We start from the raw sequence: 15,192 nt of genomic DNA, 5'->3' as shown, positions 1-15,192 counted from the left end.
GGACGTGACCCGGTACGTGATCCGACGTCAGGGCCCGTGTCGTGGTGCTGGAGTCGACGGAGACGAACTCGTGGTATCGTGCGCTCTCACACCGGGTCGGGTATCGTGCGCTCCTGCGTCGAGCTAGCCGGTCACTAGTGGCTTCGACCGTGGCTTCCCGGATGGCCCGGCAGTCAGTCCGCGATCTGCCCGTCGTGTCGCGTCAGTCGTCGCCGTTCGCGTCGACGATGACGACCGCTCCGTCGACGACGTCGACGTTGACGAGCGTCTTGACGTGATAGCCGCGTTCGTCGACCTCGTTCTCGCCACCGACTTTTTTGATGACCGCGACGGAGTCGACGACGTCGGCGCCGATCTCGTCGAGTGCGTCGATGACCGACGCGAGCGTTCCGCCGGTCGAGAGGACGTCGTCCAGGACGAGGACGCGCTCACCCTCGTGGACGTCGTTGATGAACATCTCGTTCTCCGAGTAGCCCGTTTGCTGAGCGATGGCGACTTCGCCGTCGAGGCCGTATTCGCGTTTTCTGATGACGGTGAGGGGGATGTCCGTCATGAGCGAGACGGCTGTGGAGATGTGGATCCCCATCGCCGCGGGGGTCACGATCTTGTCGACCTCTGCCAGGTCGGCCTTTCGAATGATCCTGATGACGATCTCGCGAAGCAAGCCGGGATCGAGGTTGGGGATCCCGTCGCTGATCGGGTGGACGAAGTACTGGTAGCCGTCGTCTTTCTCGACGATCGGGGCCTCGCGTAACGACCGTTCCAGTCGATCCATGTCGCTGGTGGGGCCGACGCCGAGTAAAACCTGACGAATGTCGATACGGCGGCTGGCGAGCGTCGAAGGGGTCCGTACCCGACTCGCGTGGTTCTGACGTGGCCCGAACCGATTCGCCTGCGCTGTGTGCCGTTCCGGCCGTCGGCCGGCTCACTTCTCGCCCTGGTAGGAGAGCTCGGGCGGCTGATTGCCGTATCCGAGGCGCATCGTTCGCTCGTGATAGATGTGCGCGACGGCCGTTCCGGTAAATACCAGTGCGAGCAGGGCGGTCCAGCCGAGCGTCGGGATCAGAGTGAAGGGGTAGACGCCGCCCCAGAGCGCAGCGACGAGTGCGCAACTGACGGCACCGAGCGAGAGGTAGAGTTCTCGCCAGGCGAACTCGTGGCCAGGGACGATCTCGAGGTAGACGCTGATGTCCCGGGTTCGGTCCGTCGATTCGATGACCCCGTCGTCGGAGTCGAAGACGAGGATGCCCGCCTCGTCCATCTTCGGCAGGTGCGTTTGCTGGAGCGTGGTGTAGACGCGTTTTCGCTGTTCGGGCGTCACGCCTTCGAGGGTCGTCTCGTACTCCCAGGCGGCGACCTGTTGGGCCAGATCGCCGAGCTCGACTGGCCGATCGTCCTGTTTTAGGTACTGAAGGACGAATCGGCGTCGCTGGTTGCGCAAAACTTCGAACACCTCGCCTTTGGACAGCTGTTCCGTGGGTGCGTGGTCGATTGGCATACTGAATCAGGTTGGCTCGTCCATGGATACCGGGCGGCGGTAGAGCCGGATACGTGCTCGATTGAAACGCGTTCTATTTAATCTTCGTGACTGATTTGCAGCCCTACGTTTCCCCGTGGAGGACGACGGCGAGCGAGGCACCGATCTCGTCCGCGAGCGCACGTTTCGAACCGGTAAACCGCGCGACGTCGCCCGCGTGCACCAGTAGCGCGCGCGTCTCGCCTCGACCCATGACGCTGGCGTCGTTGGCCACCACGAACGCGAGGTGGACGCGGTCGCGCAGGTCGCGCGCCGCCTCGATCATCGCTTCGTCGTCGCCGCTCGTCTCGGTCTTGAAGCCGACGATCGGCATGTCGGGACGGTCGTTGCGAACCGCGTCGACGAGCTTCGCCGTCGGTTCGAGCGTCAACTCGCGTCGGTCACCCGACCGAAGCTTCTCGTCGTGCGTGTCGACGGTGTAGTCCGCGACGGCCGCCGCGGAGACGAGTGCGTCAGCCGTCTCGCAGGCCGCCCGCGTCTCTTCGACCATCTCCGCGGTGGTCTCGACTGTCAGTACGTCCGCGTACGAGACGTCGCCCCCATCGCCCGCGTCGGATCGGGTGACGGCGTGTGGACCGACGGGGCCGTGAACGAGCGTCACCGTCGCACCGAGCGCGTAACACGCCCTGGCGACTGCGCGCCCCATCCGGCCCGACGACCGGTTGGTGAGCACCCGAACGGGGTCGATCGACTCTGCCGTCGCGCCGGCGGTCACGACGACGTGCTCACCGGCGAGTTGCCCGTCGCTCGTCGCTCGCTCGATGGCCGTACAGATGGCATCCTCGGTGGCGATCTTCGCCTTCCCCTCCTCGATGCGCGGGTCGACGAGGTCGACGCCCCACGATTCGATTCGCTCGAGCGACGCGAGTACGCCGGGGTGGTCGTACATCGGTTCGTGCATCGCGGGCGCGACGACGACCGGAACGTCGGCGCCGAGGGCGGTCGTCGCCGTCGTCGTCACCGGCGTGTCGTCGACGGCCGCGGCGAGCTTGCCGACGGTGTTGGCGGTCGCGGGTGCGATCAGCAGGACGTCGGCCCACCCGTCTCGACCGCAGAGTTCGACGTGCTCGACGCGACCGGTGAGGGCCGTGACGACGTCGTTTCCGGTGGCGTACGCCACGGCGTCCGGGTGGACGATTCCCGTCGCACTGTCGCTCATCACTGCCCGCACGTCGGCTCCCCGTCGGCGCAGTTCGTGGGCGAGTTCGATCGTCTTCACGGCCGCGATCGAACCCGTCACCCCGAGCGCGACGGACACGTCTTCGAGCGTCGACATCTGATACCCGACGAATGCCCCCGGGAGGGGTTAAACGTTGACCACTCGGACGTCGCGATCAGTCGTCCGGGGAATCCAGTCCGAGCACCGCGGCGGCGTTGTCCCGCGGACGATATCCCAGTCCCGTCTGGGCTTCGACGATCGAGAAGTACCGCTCGTCGTTCGCCGAGACGACGTGGCAGGTGAGCGGCGATTCCTCGATGGTGACGGTCACGGACCCTTCCAGTGCGTCGCGGCAATCGCGCGGACTCAGGTACATGGCCCGGGCGAATCGCGCGTGGGAGTCGTCTTCCTCCTGTGTCGCCCGGAGCGACTCGTCGTCCATGAGCCAGCCGATCCTGAGGGTGACTACCGTCAGGCCGTGGCGATCGGCGAAGTACGTGCCGATGGCCTCGCCGGCCACCTTGCTGATCCCGTACGGCGAGTCCGGTCTGGGCGGATCGTCGGGTACGACGGGTTTCGGTCGCACGACCATCGACTCCGGTTCGCTGGTGTCGGCCGCGTTGTACATGTGGACGGTGTGATTCGTACTCGCGAAGACGACCCGATCGATGTCGTTCTCGACGGCTGCATGGTACGCGTTGTACGTCCCCTCGATGTTCGGCGCGACCACGTCGTCCCAGTCTGCCTCCGGCGAGGGGTTCGCCGCCAGGTGTACGAGCGTGTCGTGGCCCTCGAGGACGTCGACGAATCGGTCGCGGTCGGCCACGTCGAGTTCGACGACGTCGAGATCGTCGACGTCGGTCCTGGCGAGGATCGTCGTCTCGTGGTCGTCGAACGCGGCAATCGCCTGCCGGCCGACGGTGCCGGTTCCCCCGGTGATCGCGATACGGGCCATGCGGGCGTAGACGTCCGCCGACGGGAAGAAACGTCACCCGTCGTGTGCGCGAGGCGTCTCGTGTCGGCGACACTCGGGCCCGAACCTGTTCGGCTGCCCGACGACCGTGACCGATCACTCGCCGTCGACGCTCGGGTGCTGGGTCGGTTCGGCCTCGAACGGTTCGCCCAGGCGCTCCCTGAGGCGTTCCCTGGCCGTCGCCTCACGATCGTGCCGTTCTTCGTCGTCGATCTCGGCGCAGGCGGGCGGCACCTCGCGGTCGCGACCGGTGAAGTATCCCTCCGGCGCGACCCAGTCGTGGTAGAAGGGTGCCTCGCCGTCCTGGACGACCGCCAGCCCGACGGTGGCGCCGTGGCCGGCGGCGACGATCGCCTGGTGTGGCTGTCCGGCGATCCGTCCGGCTGCGTACACTCCGTCCACGGACGTCCGACCCGCCCGATCGACGGCGATGACGTGCTTGCTTCCTCGCTGTTCGCGGTCCACGCCGAGCTCGACGAGGTACTCGCTGTCCGGCCACGAGGCCGCGACGAGACGCCGTCCGTGGTAGGTCGACGATTCTCCACCGAGCCTGAACCACTGCTCGTCGTCGGAGCCGCGATCGTCGTCCCCGCTCGCTTCGCCGTCGGTTCCATCCGTCTCGACGCCGACGATCCTGTCTTCGGTGACCGCGCAGCCGGCGTCTTCCGCCTGTTCGCGGACGAACGCGAGGTAGCGCCGCGCGTCGAAGCCCGCGGGCAAGCCGGGGTAGTTCTCCAGGCTCGCGTTTCGCGCGAGGATCGACTCGCCTCCGGAGACGACGAGCGTGTCGAGCCCGGCCCGGGCCGCGAAGAGTCCCGCCGACAGGCCGGCGACACCGCCACCGACGATGATGCAGTCCCTCATGAGGCGAACCTACACCGGTGCGCTGACAACGCTGTCGGTTCGGTCCGGAAAATCCCTCGTACGCCGAGGGGACAGACGCGTGATACGACGGCCTGCTGGTGCGCGGAGCCGCGGTCGACGCCGGCGACCGAGACCACGATGCCGGCCGCCGGTCCGACGAGTAACGCTTACCCTCCCGGCCATCGACTTCCGGGTGTGGAACGGATCGTCCTCAGCACGCTCGTTCACCGCGATCCCGAGACGGTCTTCGGCGCCGTCAGTGACTTCACCGCCTACCCGCAGTACGCGCCCGTTCTCGACTCGGTCGAAGCGACCGGCGACGGGGGTGCCGGCACGCGGTACGAACTCGCGTTCTCGTGGTGGAAACTCTCGTACACCGCCCGGTCGGAAGTGACGGCGGTGGAGGAACCCGCTCGACTCGCGTGGCGGCTCACGGCCGACCTCGACGCCGGCGGCGAGTGGCGCGTCGACCCCGAACCCGAGTCGGCACCCCCGGACGAGCAGACCGCGAGCCGGCTCTACTTCGACGTGGCATACGACCCACATACCGCCGATACGAACGCGGTCAGCCTTCCGCGATTCGTCTCGCTCGACCGGGTGATCGGACTCGTTCGGCCGCGCCTGTACGAGGAAGCGGAGAACGTGGTGCGGCGACTGGTCGCCGACGTCGAAGGCGAGTCGCGCGACGTGGACCTGACGGTGCACGAACATCCCGGCCGGTGAACCGTACGGCGTTCCGTCCGCGCGGACCGGGACGGCCTGCAGGTCGGGTACCGGCCGTCGCTACAGTTCGTCGACGACCTCGATAGCCCCCGACATAGCCGTATGTGGCCTACATCGGTACGTCGAGAGTTCTTCGGTCGCGGTGACGGTCAGGAACTGATCGTCGTCCGGCTCGATCGCGAGCTCTGTCTCGTAGTCGTCGACGACGGTGCCGGCCGCGTCGTGCACCTCGAAATTGTGCCCCTGTCCGTTCCCTCGATCCCACCCGATTCGGTACGTCCGTCCAGCCTCCAGGACGAGCGTGGGATTCTCGACGCCCTCGACGTGGTCGGGGGCGCGTCCCACCCACGCGACCGTCTCCGCGCTGAAGACGATCTCGTCGACGTCTCGCCAGGCGTCCCGGTCGACGAGTTCGAACACGGCGACCTCGGTGGTGGCCACGTCCTCGTCGTACGGTTCGCGCGCGGCGACGACCTCGTACCGTCCCGGCGGGAGGTCTGGCGCCGCGACGGTCGTCGATGCGCCGGGCGACTCGAGGCGGTACGCCGTCGGATCGTCGATCCCGTCCCCGGTGATGTACACGGAGACACCATCGCTGCCGCTGGTGTAGGTGACGGTCGCTGTCTCCAGTCCGTCTTCGTCCACGGTGACCCCCGCGTTCGGTCGGGGGACGAGCTCGGAGTCGAGCCAGGCGTACCAGTCGCCGTCGATCTCGACGGCGCCGACCTGTGAAGTCGTCTCGATCGATACCGATCCGACATCGACGTCGGCCGTGTACTGGATCGTCTTCGCGGTTCCCACGTCGCCGTCGATCCACTCGGAGAACTGGGTTTCGAGGTCCGGGTCCGAGGTGGCCTCTCCGCACTCGATGTCGCCGATCCCGTCCGGCGTCCGAACTGTCCGGTACCGGTCGACCGGGCTCGGGCCGTGCCCGCTCTCTTCGAGCGCAGTCGGGTAGTACGCAGCGGCCGTTTCGTACTCTTCGTTTCCGATCGCTTCGAGGACCGCGCGGCCCGCTTCGCAGGCCGACGCCGACGTCGTTCCGGCCGTCGCCGACGTCGGTTCGTCGCCGATGGTGTCCAGACATCCGGCGATACTCGTTGCGAGCGCGAGACCCGTTCCGGAGAGGACCGATCGACGTTCCATACGGAACGTATTCGACTTTCGTTTATGTATATTTGTATTGGTCCTACAGTCCGACGGTCCAATCAGCAACCGATGTATGGATCGTTCACGGCCGGATTTACAGCATGTAGTCTGCCGTCCCGTCCTCGCGTTCGAGGAAGGCCGTCAGGAGGTCCACGGTGGCCTCCACGTCGTCGCGGTGGACGGCCTCGGTGACGGTGTGCATGTACCGATTCGGGATGGAGATGGCGCCGACCGGTTTGGCGCCGTGGGTGTGCTGGAAGCCGGCCGTGTCCGTCCCGCCGGCGGGCAAAACCTCGAGTTGGAAGTCGATCCCTTCGACCTCCGCGATGGACCTGAGCCGGCGGTGTACTTTGGGGCTCGTGATGACGCTGCCGTCCTTGAGTTTGATCGCCGTTCCCTGCCCGAGACGGGTGACGTGTTCGCCCTCGTCGAATTCGGGGACGTCGTTGGCGACGGTGACGTCGAGCGCGATGGCCAGGTCGGGATCGACGTCGACGCCGAGCGCGCGGGCGCCGCGGAGGCCGACTTCCTCCTGGACAGTGGCACAGAAGTGGATCGTCGCGTCGGGATCTTCGATCGCCGCGGCGGCCTGGAGCATGGCGTACAGGCAGATGCGATCGTCCATCGCCTTCCCGGTGAGCGTCTCACCGACCACCTCGGTCGACTGATCCATCGTGACGAGATCGCCGACTGAGACGCGTTCGTCGACGTCCTCGTAGGGGAGCCCGAGGTCGACGACTACGTCCTCGACGTCCGGTGGCGTCTCCCGATCTTCTGGATCCATCGTGTGCGGCGGTGGCGAGCCGATCACGCCCGGGAGGTCGCCATCTTCCGTGTGAACGGTGACGCGCTGGGCCTTCAGGACGCGGGCGTCCCATCCTCCGAGGGCGTCGAGTTCGAGGAAGCCGCTCTCACCTTCGTCACCCTCGATGTGACTGACCATGAAGCCGATCTCGTCCATGTGGGCCGCGACGGCGACCTCGTGGTCGGTCGACCCCTCGATCGTCCCCACGACGTTGCCCATCGCGTCGGTCCTGACGCGGTCGACGGACTCGACGAACTCGGCCTGCACGAGTTCGCGGATTCGATCCTCGTACCCCGGGACGCCGCTGGTCTCGGTGAGCGTCTCCACCAGCGACTCGTCCAGTGTGTGCGGCTGCATGGCACTCACTCGCGACCGCGTGGATAAAAGCGCCCGGATCGCCGGTGGGGCGTCTCGATCGATCGGTATCTTCCCGGGGGTGTCCTCGGAAGACGTGACGCCGGACGCGTAGGTCGTGCCGGATGTCTCGGACGGTGTGGTGTGCTGGCGTTCGGACGCCGGTCGTACCTGCGTGAACCACGAGGTATTAACCGGACCCGGTCGTACCCGATCGTATGACAGCAGTGCGCGTAGCGGGCGCCGGGCTGACGTCGTTCGGGCGCACGCCGGAGCGAACCGGCCGTGACCTGTTCGCCGAGGCGGCGGCGGTGGCGTTCGACGACGCCGGCGTCCCGCGAACGGACGTCGAGATGGTACGATACGGCAACTTCATGGGCGAACTCGCCGAGCACCAGGGCCACCAGGGACCGCTGATGGCCGAGGCGGCTGGTGTCTCCGCGCCGGCGACGCGATACGAGTCCGCCTGCGCGTCGAGCGCGACGGCGATTCGCGACGCCGTCGTCAGCATCCGCAACGGCGAGTCGGACGTCTGTCTCGTCGGTGGCGCCGAACGGATGACCAACCTCGGCACCGCGGGCGCGACCGAGGCGCTGGCCATCGCGGCCGACGACCTCTGGGAGGTCCGCGCCGGTGTGACGTTCCCCGGCGCCTACGGGCTGATGGCCACGGCGTACTTCGACCGATTCGGCGGTGACCGCGAAGACCTCGCCCACGTCGCCGTGAAGAACCACGAGAACGCCCTCGAGAACGAGAAGGCTCAGTACCAGCGGGCGATCTCGGTCGACGACGTCCTGGAGGCACCCGCCGTCTCCGAACCGCTCGGGCTCTACGACTCCTGTCCGATCTCAGACGGCGCTGCGGCGCTGGTCCTCGTCAGCGACGAGTACGCCGACGCCCACGACGTTTCGGCACCCGTCGCCATCACCGGCACCGGCCAGGGCGGCGACCGCATGGCACTGCACGATCGCGAGCACCTCGCCCGGTCGCCCGCCGCCGACGAGGCCGCGACCGAGGCGTACGACGACGCCGGCATCACCGCCGACGACGTCGCGGCGGCCGAAGTCCACGACTGCTTCACCATCGCCGAGGTGCTAGCGATCGAGTCACTCGGCATCGCCGAGCCCGGCGAGGGAATTGCGGCCGCACGCGAGGGCGACACGACCGCCGACGGCCCCGTCCCGGTGAACCTCTCCGGCGGCCTCAAGGCCAAGGGCCACCCCGTCGGCGCGACAGGTGCCTCCCAGCTGGTCGAACTCACGCACTTGCTCGAAGGCGACCACCCGCACAGCGACGCGATCGACGGCGACACCGTCGTCGCGCACAATGCGGGTGGCACGGTCGCCTCGTGCGTGGTCCACGTACTGGAGGAGGTGGGCGCATGACCGAACGCAGTGAGCTCCCGCGAGTACGCCAGCGCGGCGCGCTGGAGGTGGGAGCATGAGCGACCACACCGGAGCCCGACACGACGGCTACGACGACTGGCTCGACGCCCTGGAGGCGAACGAGGCGTTCTCCCTCGTCTGTCCCGAGGGCCACGGGTCGCTCCCGCCGCGACGGGTCTGCCCCGAGTGCGGCGCTCGTGAGCTCGCCGAGGAACCGTTGCCCGCCGTCGGCGAACTCGACACGTACACGGTCACCCACGTTCCGACCCCCGCGTTCGCGGACGACGCGCCCTACACCACGGGCATCGTCGACTTCGGCCCAGTGCGGCTGACGGGGCGCGTGATCGACGTCCCCGCGGACGAGGTCGCGGTCGGCCTCACCGTCGAGGCGACCGTGATCGAGTCCGAGACGACCGACGAGCGACTCGTCGCCTTCCGGCCGCGGTAGCCGGATCGAACCGTTCGTTCGCCGTCCCCTCGCCTCGTTCGTTCTACCACCGATCGGGGCCGACACCAGTTCCAAAACGGTTCGGGCGACTCTCTGCGGGGTGCCCGTGGTGGATCCCACCGAGGTGACGATCGACGGATGTGTGCGATACAGTCAGTCGACGAGAGCTCACGACGCTGTCGGTCCGCCGATAGTTTCGCTCCCGACCTAGTCCTCGCTGACCGCACCGGCGCCTGTGCCGGAGTCGGGCCCCGTCCCCGACCAGACACCACCACCAAGGTCGATCGCGTCGTTCCACTTGCTGACGACTGTCGCGACGGCGAGGTCGCCGGTGACGTTGTTCATCGTGGCGATGCGGCCGAGGATCGGGTCGACGCCGGCGACGAAGCCGACCACCGCGAGCGGGAGGCCGACCTGGGTGAGCACGACGGTGAGCATGACGATCCCCGCGCCGGGGACGCCGGCGGTGCCGATGCTGATGAGCACGGCGACGATCAACACGAGCACCTGCTCGGTGAGCGCGAGCGGTTGGCCGACGACGTTCGCCGCGAACACGACGGTGATCGCCTGTCGGATCGCGGCACCGTCCATGTTCGCCGTGGCACCGACGGGGAGCGCGAAGGAGTAGACGCGCTCTTCGAGCCGAAGGTCCTCCTCGGCGTTGGTCATCGTCACGGGGAGGGTGCCGGCCGAAGAGCGGGTGGCGAAGGCGGTCACCATCGCGTCCTTCGCGCCGTCGAGGAACGCGAGCGGCGAGACGTCCGCGACGACACCCATCAGGAAGAACAGGTACGTACCGACGATGTGGATGACGACCGCGAGGGCGACGGCGAGCACGAGCGCACCGAGTGACGTGAACACGCCGATCCCTTCGGTGCCGATGCCGGCGGCCATGAGCGCGAAGACGCCGATCACGCCGTACTCGAGGACCCCGCGCACGACGACGAACATCGCCTCGGCACCGAGTTCGAACGCCTCGAACAGGGAATCGACACGGTCTGCGAGTTCGTCCTGCTGCGCCCGCACGTACGTGAGCGCGATGCCGAAGACGATGACGAAGAAGACGGTCGCGAGCAGGTTTCCGTCCGCCATCGCGGTGACGGGATTGCTCGGGACGATCCCGAGGACGACCTCGGTGAGCGAGGGTGGCGCCTGGGACTCGGCGTCGCCGCCGGTGAACTCGACGCCGCGACCCGGCTGCAGGAGGTTCGCGACGGCGAGCCCGACGACACCCGCGATGGTGGTCGTCACGGCGTAGAGACCGACGGTCGCACCCCCGATCCGGCCGAGACGGGCCGGTGAGAGCTGGCGGATTCCCGTCAACAGCGTGAAGACGATTATCGGGATCACCAGCATGTTGAGCAACCGGAGGAAGAGGTCGCCGAGCGGTTCGACCACGGTCATTCGGTCGCCGAACGCGATTCCCGCCGCGGATCCGAGGACGAACGCGAGCGAGATCCGATAGATCAACGGCACCGATCGATACCGCTGCCACAGTGGCCCGACTGTCGAGAACATGGCCGTACACGGTGTTCGTCGAAGTAAACGGCTCCCCTTCCCACCAGTATTTGATGCTGTCTCGGACGCTGTTCGTCGTCGTGCTCTGCGAGTTCGAGGATCTGGCGGCGTATACACCTCCGGAACCGGCCCGTAGCGGTCGAATAGGCACTCACTGGTACGCACGCCATCGGATCGACGCCACCGGGCCGTCCCGGATACCGGCGACGGCTGCCGACAGTACGGTTCGGCGACCGTACCTATCGACCAGTCTGAGGTCTTCCTCGACCCTCGATGGCCGACAACTCGTCTCCGTCCCGGTCGTGTATAGGTCCGATCCGCGTCGTGAATCGGTCTATTCGATGGACGCATCCAGGTCCGAGAGACAGCGCTCGACCGGATCCAGGACGTCGTCGGCGATCGTGTAGGGGTCGGTCTCGCCGCGCTGGACGGCCTCGGCGAGCCCGTCGACGCCCCCGTGGCGGTCGAGTTCGCCCTCTAAGAGTTCGTGGAGGTCTTCGCGCAGGAGCGTGCGGATCTCCTCTGCGTGACGGCGATGACTGCGAGTCTCACGCTCGCCGGAGTCGACCAGGTAGGTACGGTGATCGGCGAACGCGTCGAGGAGCTCGTCGATGCCGCGGCTCTCGGTGGCGACGGTTTCCACGATCGGCGGCTGCCACGATCGCGTCGCGTCCGACGCGTCACCGTCGACTGGCTCCTGGCGTTCCGGCTCGTCGTGTGCGCCGTTGTGACCGTCCGCGTCTCCGACGTCGTGACCGCCAGCGTCTGTCCCGTGGTGACCGCTCGCGTCGGGGCCGTGGTGGCCGGCGCTCGCACCGAAGCTCGGTCCCTCGCCGAGTTCGATCATCTCCATGAGCTCCTGGACGGTGCGGTCGGCGCCGTCGCGGTCGGCCTTGTTGACGACGAAGACGTCGGCGATCTCCAGGATGCCTGCCTTCAGCGTCTGGACGGCGTCGCCAGACCCTGGTGGGACGAGGACGGCGACCGTGTCGGCGGTGCGGACGATGTCGATCTCGTTCTGGCCGGCGCCGACGGTCTCGATGATGACCTTGTCTTTGCCGAAGGCGTCCATGGCCGTGACCGCGTCGGTCGTCGCCGTCGAGAGGCCGCCCAGCGTGCCGCGGGCGCTCATCGACCGGACGAAGACGTCCATGTCGCCGACCGTCGAGGCCATCCGAATGCGGTCGCCGAGGACGGCCCCACCGGTGAAGGGCGAGGAGGGGTCGATCGCGATGACACCGACCGTCTCGCCGCGTTCGCGGTAGGTCTCGGCGAGTTTGTCGACGAGGGTCGACTTGCCGGCGCCCGGTGATCCGGTCACGCCGATGACGTCGGCGGTTCCGGTGTGATCGTAGAGGTCGGAGACGAGTTCGCGGTACCCCTGACGCCGGTTCTCGATCCGAGAGATGGTTCGCGCGAGCGCCCGGTGGTCGCCCGCGAGCAGCCGATCGACGAGCCCGTCGTCGGTCGACTCGGTCTTCGACCCGGGCGCGTCGTCGCCCGCCGTCGTGGCGCCGGCGGCTGGCTCGTCACTCATCGCTCCGGTGCGTTCTCGCGGACGAACTCGATCGTCTCCTCGATCGAGGTGCCGGGTCCGAAGATCGCCGAGACGCCCTCGGCCTCCAGTCCGTCGCGATCTTCGTCCGGAATGACGCCGCCGACGAGGACGAGTGTGTCGGACGCCGCGCCGTACTCCTCCAGGCCGTCCATGATCTTCGGGACGAGGGTGTTGTGCGCGCCCGAGAGGATCGAGATGCCGAGGACGTCGACGTCCTCCTGGACCGCCGCTTGCACGATCTCCTCGGGAGCGTTGTGGAGTCCGGAGTAGATGACCTCGAATCCAGCATCCCGGAACGCTCGGGCGATGACGTGCGCACCGCGGTCGTGTCCGTCGAGTCCCACCTTCGCGACGAGACACCTGATCGATCTACCCGCCTGTTCTGCACTCATGACCGTGAATTCGTCGGCCCCGCGTTTGACTTTAACGGACTGTCCCGGTCGTCCGATCGGACCGGGTAGCGGTGCGATCGCGCCGGCGGATCGTCAAACGTGTTCCCGAACCAAAGGCTAAAGAGCCAAACTGACCAATATCCACGTAATGACCGACGGACGTACGTACTATCGGAGGGATCTCTCGTGGGCGTCGAAATAACCGAACCCAGAATCGACGACGCCGAGTACGAGGATATGGAGCGGTTCGTCTTCGAGTACCTCTCGGCGAGCGTCGAAAAAGAGGACGACGGCGGCCGCATGCGCTGGTATCCGTGGCACTCCGCGGAGTATCGCCACAATCACATCCTGAACGTGGCCGAACTGGCAGAAGACATCGCCGCGTCCGAGGGCGCCGCCGTCGACGTCACGAAGACGGCGGCCATCTTCCACGACGTGGCCAAGCTAGAGACCGCGCAGGATCGCCACGCCGAGGCTGGCGCCCGCGTCGCGCGGGAGTACCTGCAGTCTCGCGGCGAGTACCCCGAATCGTTCGTCGACCAGGTCGCCCGGGGCGTCGAAAACCACTCGTATCAGGGGCCGGTGACCGACCTCCCGCTCGAGACGCAGTGTCTGATCGAGGCCGACCTGCTGGACAAGGTCGGTGCGAATGGGACGGCCCTGATGTTGTTGCGGATGGGCTACGAGTCGCGCGTCCACATGGACGCCGACGAGATGGTCGAACGGGTACTCGAACGCGGGATCGAGGCTGCCAGTCGGGTCGAAAGCGAGACGGCCGAGAGCATCGCTCACCAGCGGCTCAAGCGGGTCACGTGGTTCCAGGAGTGGCTCGAAGACGAGATCGCAGACATGGGTGAGTGAGTGTCCGACCCCTGTCGGGATCGATTTGTACACGTGCTCGCTCCCAGATTCTGATAACCGTTCTTTCGGCGCGAGAACCGGCGTATCGGTATAGGTAGTGTCGTCCCGTCTCTCTACGTGTAGAGGTGACCGATAATGTCAACGACCGCTGCGAACCGGTTCGAGGCCCAGTACGGTGGAATTTCCCTCACGGGGTACCCGCACGCGCTCAGCGCGTGGGTGGTCGTCGCCCTTCGATTCGTGATGGGCGGCGTGATGCTGTTCGCCGGCCTGGGGAAGGTGAGCGAGTGGCCGTTCGACGCGAGCGGCTTCCTGCTCCACGGCGTCGATCCGGCCAGTCCCGTCAGCGGGATCTACGCGACGATGGCCCAGACGCCCGTCGTGTTGGAGACGATCAACGTGATCGTGCCGGCGACCCAGCTCCTGATCGGAATCGCACTGATCACGGGCGCGTTCGTCAGACTGGCCGCCCTGGGTGGGGCCATGCAGATGGTCCTGTTCTACCTCGGCGGCTGGGCGGGCGACTGGCTGGCGCTGTTCGACTCGACGCTGGTCTACGCGTTCGTCTTCCTCGCGCTGGGGGCGTTCGCAGCCGGCCGAATGGCCGGACTGGACGGCTACATCGAGCGAATACGCGTCGGCGGCCAGCCGCTCCTGGAGCGCTTCCCGCGGCTCGGGTACGTCCTGGGCTGAACGCGCGTGCCCTCCCGACGAACGGTCGTGGACTGTTTTTTCGCAGGGTGCTAGACCGGCCTCGCTAGACGAGACCGGTCGCCCCCACGCCGAGGAAGAGGACGCCAAACCCGGCGAGGACGATTCCGCTGAGTGTGGCGATCACGGGAGCGAGTTCGTCGACCCGATTGCCGACTCCCACGAGCGTCGCGGGAAAGCTGACGATCCAGACGACGATACCGGCGAAGAAACCGATCAGTAACGTTGGTGATCCGGTTTCGACGACGAGCGTTCCAGCAAGGTCGCCGCCGACGTACGGAACGTGCGAGAAGACGTCGAGCGTCCCTTCTTTGAGCAACCCGACGCCGACCGTCAGCCAGAAGCCGATCTGGTACGGATTCGTCGCCGCGAGGACGAACGTCTTCCGGAATCCGGCAGCCGGATCGTCGCCATCGACGCTCGACGCGAAGGCGTCTTTCGCGCTTCGGAACGCGTCGAGCGCGAAGTAACACATGAGAACCCCACCGATCAGGTAGAGGATCGGTCGAATCCCCGGCTGGGCGTCGATGATCGCGACGACGCCGACCAGCGTGAGGACGAAGAAGAGGGCGTCGGCCGTGAACGCACCCAGTCCGGCCTTGAATCCCGGGAACCACCCCCTGAGTACACTCTCTTCGGCGATGATCGCGTTCATCGGGCCGGGTGGTGCCGCCAGGGCCAGTCCGAACACGGCACCCACGGCCAGCGTTCCGACGGAGTCGAACACGCCTCTCACTGGGAGCGAATCGCACAAA

At 67.0% G+C, this 15,192-nt stretch carries 16 protein-coding genes; 5 read left to right on the top strand and 11 right to left on the bottom strand.

Annotation, left to right across the window (positions count from 1 at the left end; translation table 11 throughout):
- Positions 1-202: 202 nt before the first annotated feature.
- The 5 genes from hpt to NO366_RS16445 form a co-directional block, all read right to left on the bottom strand.
- Positions 203-775, bottom strand: coding sequence for a hypoxanthine/guanine phosphoribosyltransferase (gene hpt, locus NO366_RS16465; RefSeq protein ID WP_256531872.1), 573 nt, complete (start codon positions 773-775; stop codon positions 203-205).
- Positions 776-925: 150 nt separating this feature from the next.
- Entirely contained in the window at positions 926-1,498 is a 573-nt protein-coding gene (locus NO366_RS16460; RefSeq protein ID WP_256531871.1) for a DUF7344 domain-containing protein, read from the bottom strand.
- A 103-nt stretch (positions 1,499-1,601) separates the two neighbouring features.
- Positions 1,602-2,813 carry a bifunctional phosphopantothenoylcysteine decarboxylase/phosphopantothenate--cysteine ligase CoaBC gene (gene coaBC / locus NO366_RS16455; protein WP_256531870.1) on the bottom strand — a complete coding sequence of 404 codons (1,212 nt, stop codon included), beginning with the start codon at positions 2,811-2,813 and terminating at the stop codon, positions 1,602-1,604.
- Between the two features lie 58 nt (positions 2,814-2,871).
- Positions 2,872-3,651, bottom strand: coding sequence for an NAD-dependent epimerase/dehydratase family protein (locus NO366_RS16450; protein ID WP_256531869.1), 780 nt, complete (start codon positions 3,649-3,651; stop codon positions 2,872-2,874).
- A 114-nt stretch (positions 3,652-3,765) separates the two neighbouring features.
- Complete coding sequence (locus tag NO366_RS16445; protein WP_256531868.1) at positions 3,766-4,533, bottom strand: FAD-binding protein; 768 nt, start codon at positions 4,531-4,533, stop codon at positions 3,766-3,768.
- 195 nt (positions 4,534-4,728) lie between these two features.
- Between NO366_RS16445 and NO366_RS16440 the strand changes: the two genes are divergently transcribed.
- Positions 4,729-5,256: a type II toxin-antitoxin system RatA family toxin gene (locus NO366_RS16440; protein ID WP_256531867.1), complete on the top strand. Its 528-nt coding sequence runs from the start codon at positions 4,729-4,731 to the stop codon at positions 5,254-5,256.
- A 60-nt stretch (positions 5,257-5,316) separates the two neighbouring features.
- Here the strand turns inward: NO366_RS16440 and NO366_RS16435 are convergent, their stop codons facing one another.
- On the bottom strand, positions 5,317-6,402 hold the full coding sequence (locus NO366_RS16435; RefSeq protein WP_256531866.1) for a plastocyanin: 1,086 nt from the start codon (positions 6,400-6,402) through the stop codon (positions 5,317-5,319).
- 97 nt (positions 6,403-6,499) lie between these two features.
- Complete coding sequence (locus NO366_RS16430; protein ID WP_256531865.1) at positions 6,500-7,567, bottom strand: M42 family metallopeptidase; 1,068 nt, start codon at positions 7,565-7,567, stop codon at positions 6,500-6,502.
- A gap of 215 nt (positions 7,568-7,782) precedes the next feature.
- On the opposite strand from NO366_RS16430, the gene NO366_RS16425 reads away from it, so the two are divergent.
- Entirely contained in the window at positions 7,783-8,949 is a 1,167-nt protein-coding gene (locus NO366_RS16425; protein ID WP_256531864.1) for a thiolase C-terminal domain-containing protein, read from the top strand.
- Between the two features lie 55 nt (positions 8,950-9,004).
- Positions 9,005-9,397, top strand: coding sequence for a Zn-ribbon domain-containing OB-fold protein (locus NO366_RS16420; RefSeq protein ID WP_256531863.1), 393 nt, complete (start codon positions 9,005-9,007; stop codon positions 9,395-9,397).
- Positions 9,398-9,604: 207 nt separating this feature from the next.
- Here NO366_RS16420 and NO366_RS16415 read toward each other — a convergent pair whose 3' ends face one another.
- From NO366_RS16415 to NO366_RS16405, 3 genes are all read right to left on the bottom strand, one after another.
- Positions 9,605-10,915, bottom strand: a complete 1,311-nt coding sequence (locus NO366_RS16415; RefSeq protein ID WP_256531862.1) for a dicarboxylate/amino acid:cation symporter — start codon at positions 10,913-10,915, stop codon at positions 9,605-9,607.
- Positions 10,916-11,249: 334 nt separating this feature from the next.
- Positions 11,250-12,452 carry a methylmalonyl Co-A mutase-associated GTPase MeaB gene (gene meaB, locus NO366_RS16410; protein WP_256531861.1) on the bottom strand — a complete coding sequence of 401 codons (1,203 nt, stop codon included), beginning with the start codon at positions 12,450-12,452 and terminating at the stop codon, positions 11,250-11,252.
- Positions 12,449-12,865: a cobalamin B12-binding domain-containing protein gene (locus NO366_RS16405; protein ID WP_256531860.1), complete on the bottom strand. Its 417-nt coding sequence runs from the start codon at positions 12,863-12,865 to the stop codon at positions 12,449-12,451. Before NO366_RS16405 ends, meaB begins: the two co-directional genes overlap by 4 nt.
- Before the next feature lie 186 nt (positions 12,866-13,051).
- Between NO366_RS16405 and NO366_RS16400 the strand changes: the two genes are divergently transcribed.
- On the top strand, positions 13,052-13,726 hold the full coding sequence (locus tag NO366_RS16400; protein ID WP_256531859.1) for an HD domain-containing protein: 675 nt from the start codon (positions 13,052-13,054) through the stop codon (positions 13,724-13,726).
- A 135-nt stretch (positions 13,727-13,861) separates the two neighbouring features.
- Positions 13,862-14,419 (top strand): DoxX family protein, encoded by a 558-nt coding sequence (locus NO366_RS16395; RefSeq protein ID WP_256531858.1) that lies wholly within the window; start codon positions 13,862-13,864, stop codon positions 14,417-14,419.
- 64 nt (positions 14,420-14,483) lie between these two features.
- On the opposite strand, the gene NO366_RS16390 is transcribed toward NO366_RS16395, so the two are convergent.
- Entirely contained in the window at positions 14,484-15,164 is a 681-nt protein-coding gene (locus NO366_RS16390; RefSeq protein WP_256531857.1) for a LysE family translocator, read from the bottom strand.
- Positions 15,165-15,192 lie beyond the last annotated feature (28 nt).

Source organism: Halovivax cerinus, assembly GCF_024498195.1.
GTDB lineage: Archaea > Halobacteriota > Halobacteria > Halobacteriales > Natrialbaceae > Halovivax > Halovivax cerinus.
This window is presented reverse-complemented; position numbering and strand designations above follow the sequence as displayed.

Bases quoted from the DNA above. Each gene is read 5' to 3' on its own strand.
- NO366_RS16415 (WP_256531862.1), bottom strand. From the start codon at position 10,915: ATGTTCTCGACAGTCGGGCCACTGTGGCAGCGGTATCGATCGGTGCCG.
- meaB (WP_256531861.1), bottom strand. From the start codon at position 12,452: ATGAGTGACGAGCCAGCCGCCGGCGCCACGACGGCGGGCGACGACGCG.
- NO366_RS16445 (WP_256531868.1), bottom strand. From the start codon at position 4,533: ATGAGGGACTGCATCATCGTCGGTGGCGGTGTCGCCGGCCTGTCGGCG.
- coaBC (WP_256531870.1), bottom strand. From the start codon at position 2,813: ATGTCGACGCTCGAAGACGTGTCCGTCGCGCTCGGGGTGACGGGTTCG.
- NO366_RS16430 (WP_256531865.1), bottom strand. From the start codon at position 7,567: ATGCAGCCGCACACACTGGACGAGTCGCTGGTGGAGACGCTCACCGAG.
- NO366_RS16425 (WP_256531864.1), top strand. From the start codon at position 7,783: ATGACAGCAGTGCGCGTAGCGGGCGCCGGGCTGACGTCGTTCGGGCGC.
- NO366_RS16460 (WP_256531871.1), bottom strand. From the start codon at position 1,498: ATGCCAATCGACCACGCACCCACGGAACAGCTGTCCAAAGGCGAGGTG.
- NO366_RS16420 (WP_256531863.1), top strand. From the start codon at position 9,005: ATGAGCGACCACACCGGAGCCCGACACGACGGCTACGACGACTGGCTC.
- NO366_RS16435 (WP_256531866.1), bottom strand. From the start codon at position 6,402: ATGGAACGTCGATCGGTCCTCTCCGGAACGGGTCTCGCGCTCGCAACG.
- NO366_RS16405 (WP_256531860.1), bottom strand. From the start codon at position 12,865: ATGAGTGCAGAACAGGCGGGTAGATCGATCAGGTGTCTCGTCGCGAAG.
- NO366_RS16450 (WP_256531869.1), bottom strand. From the start codon at position 3,651: ATGGCCCGTATCGCGATCACCGGGGGAACCGGCACCGTCGGCCGGCAG.
- NO366_RS16395 (WP_256531858.1), top strand. From the start codon at position 13,862: ATGTCAACGACCGCTGCGAACCGGTTCGAGGCCCAGTACGGTGGAATT.
- hpt (WP_256531872.1), bottom strand. From the start codon at position 775: ATGGATCGACTGGAACGGTCGTTACGCGAGGCCCCGATCGTCGAGAAA.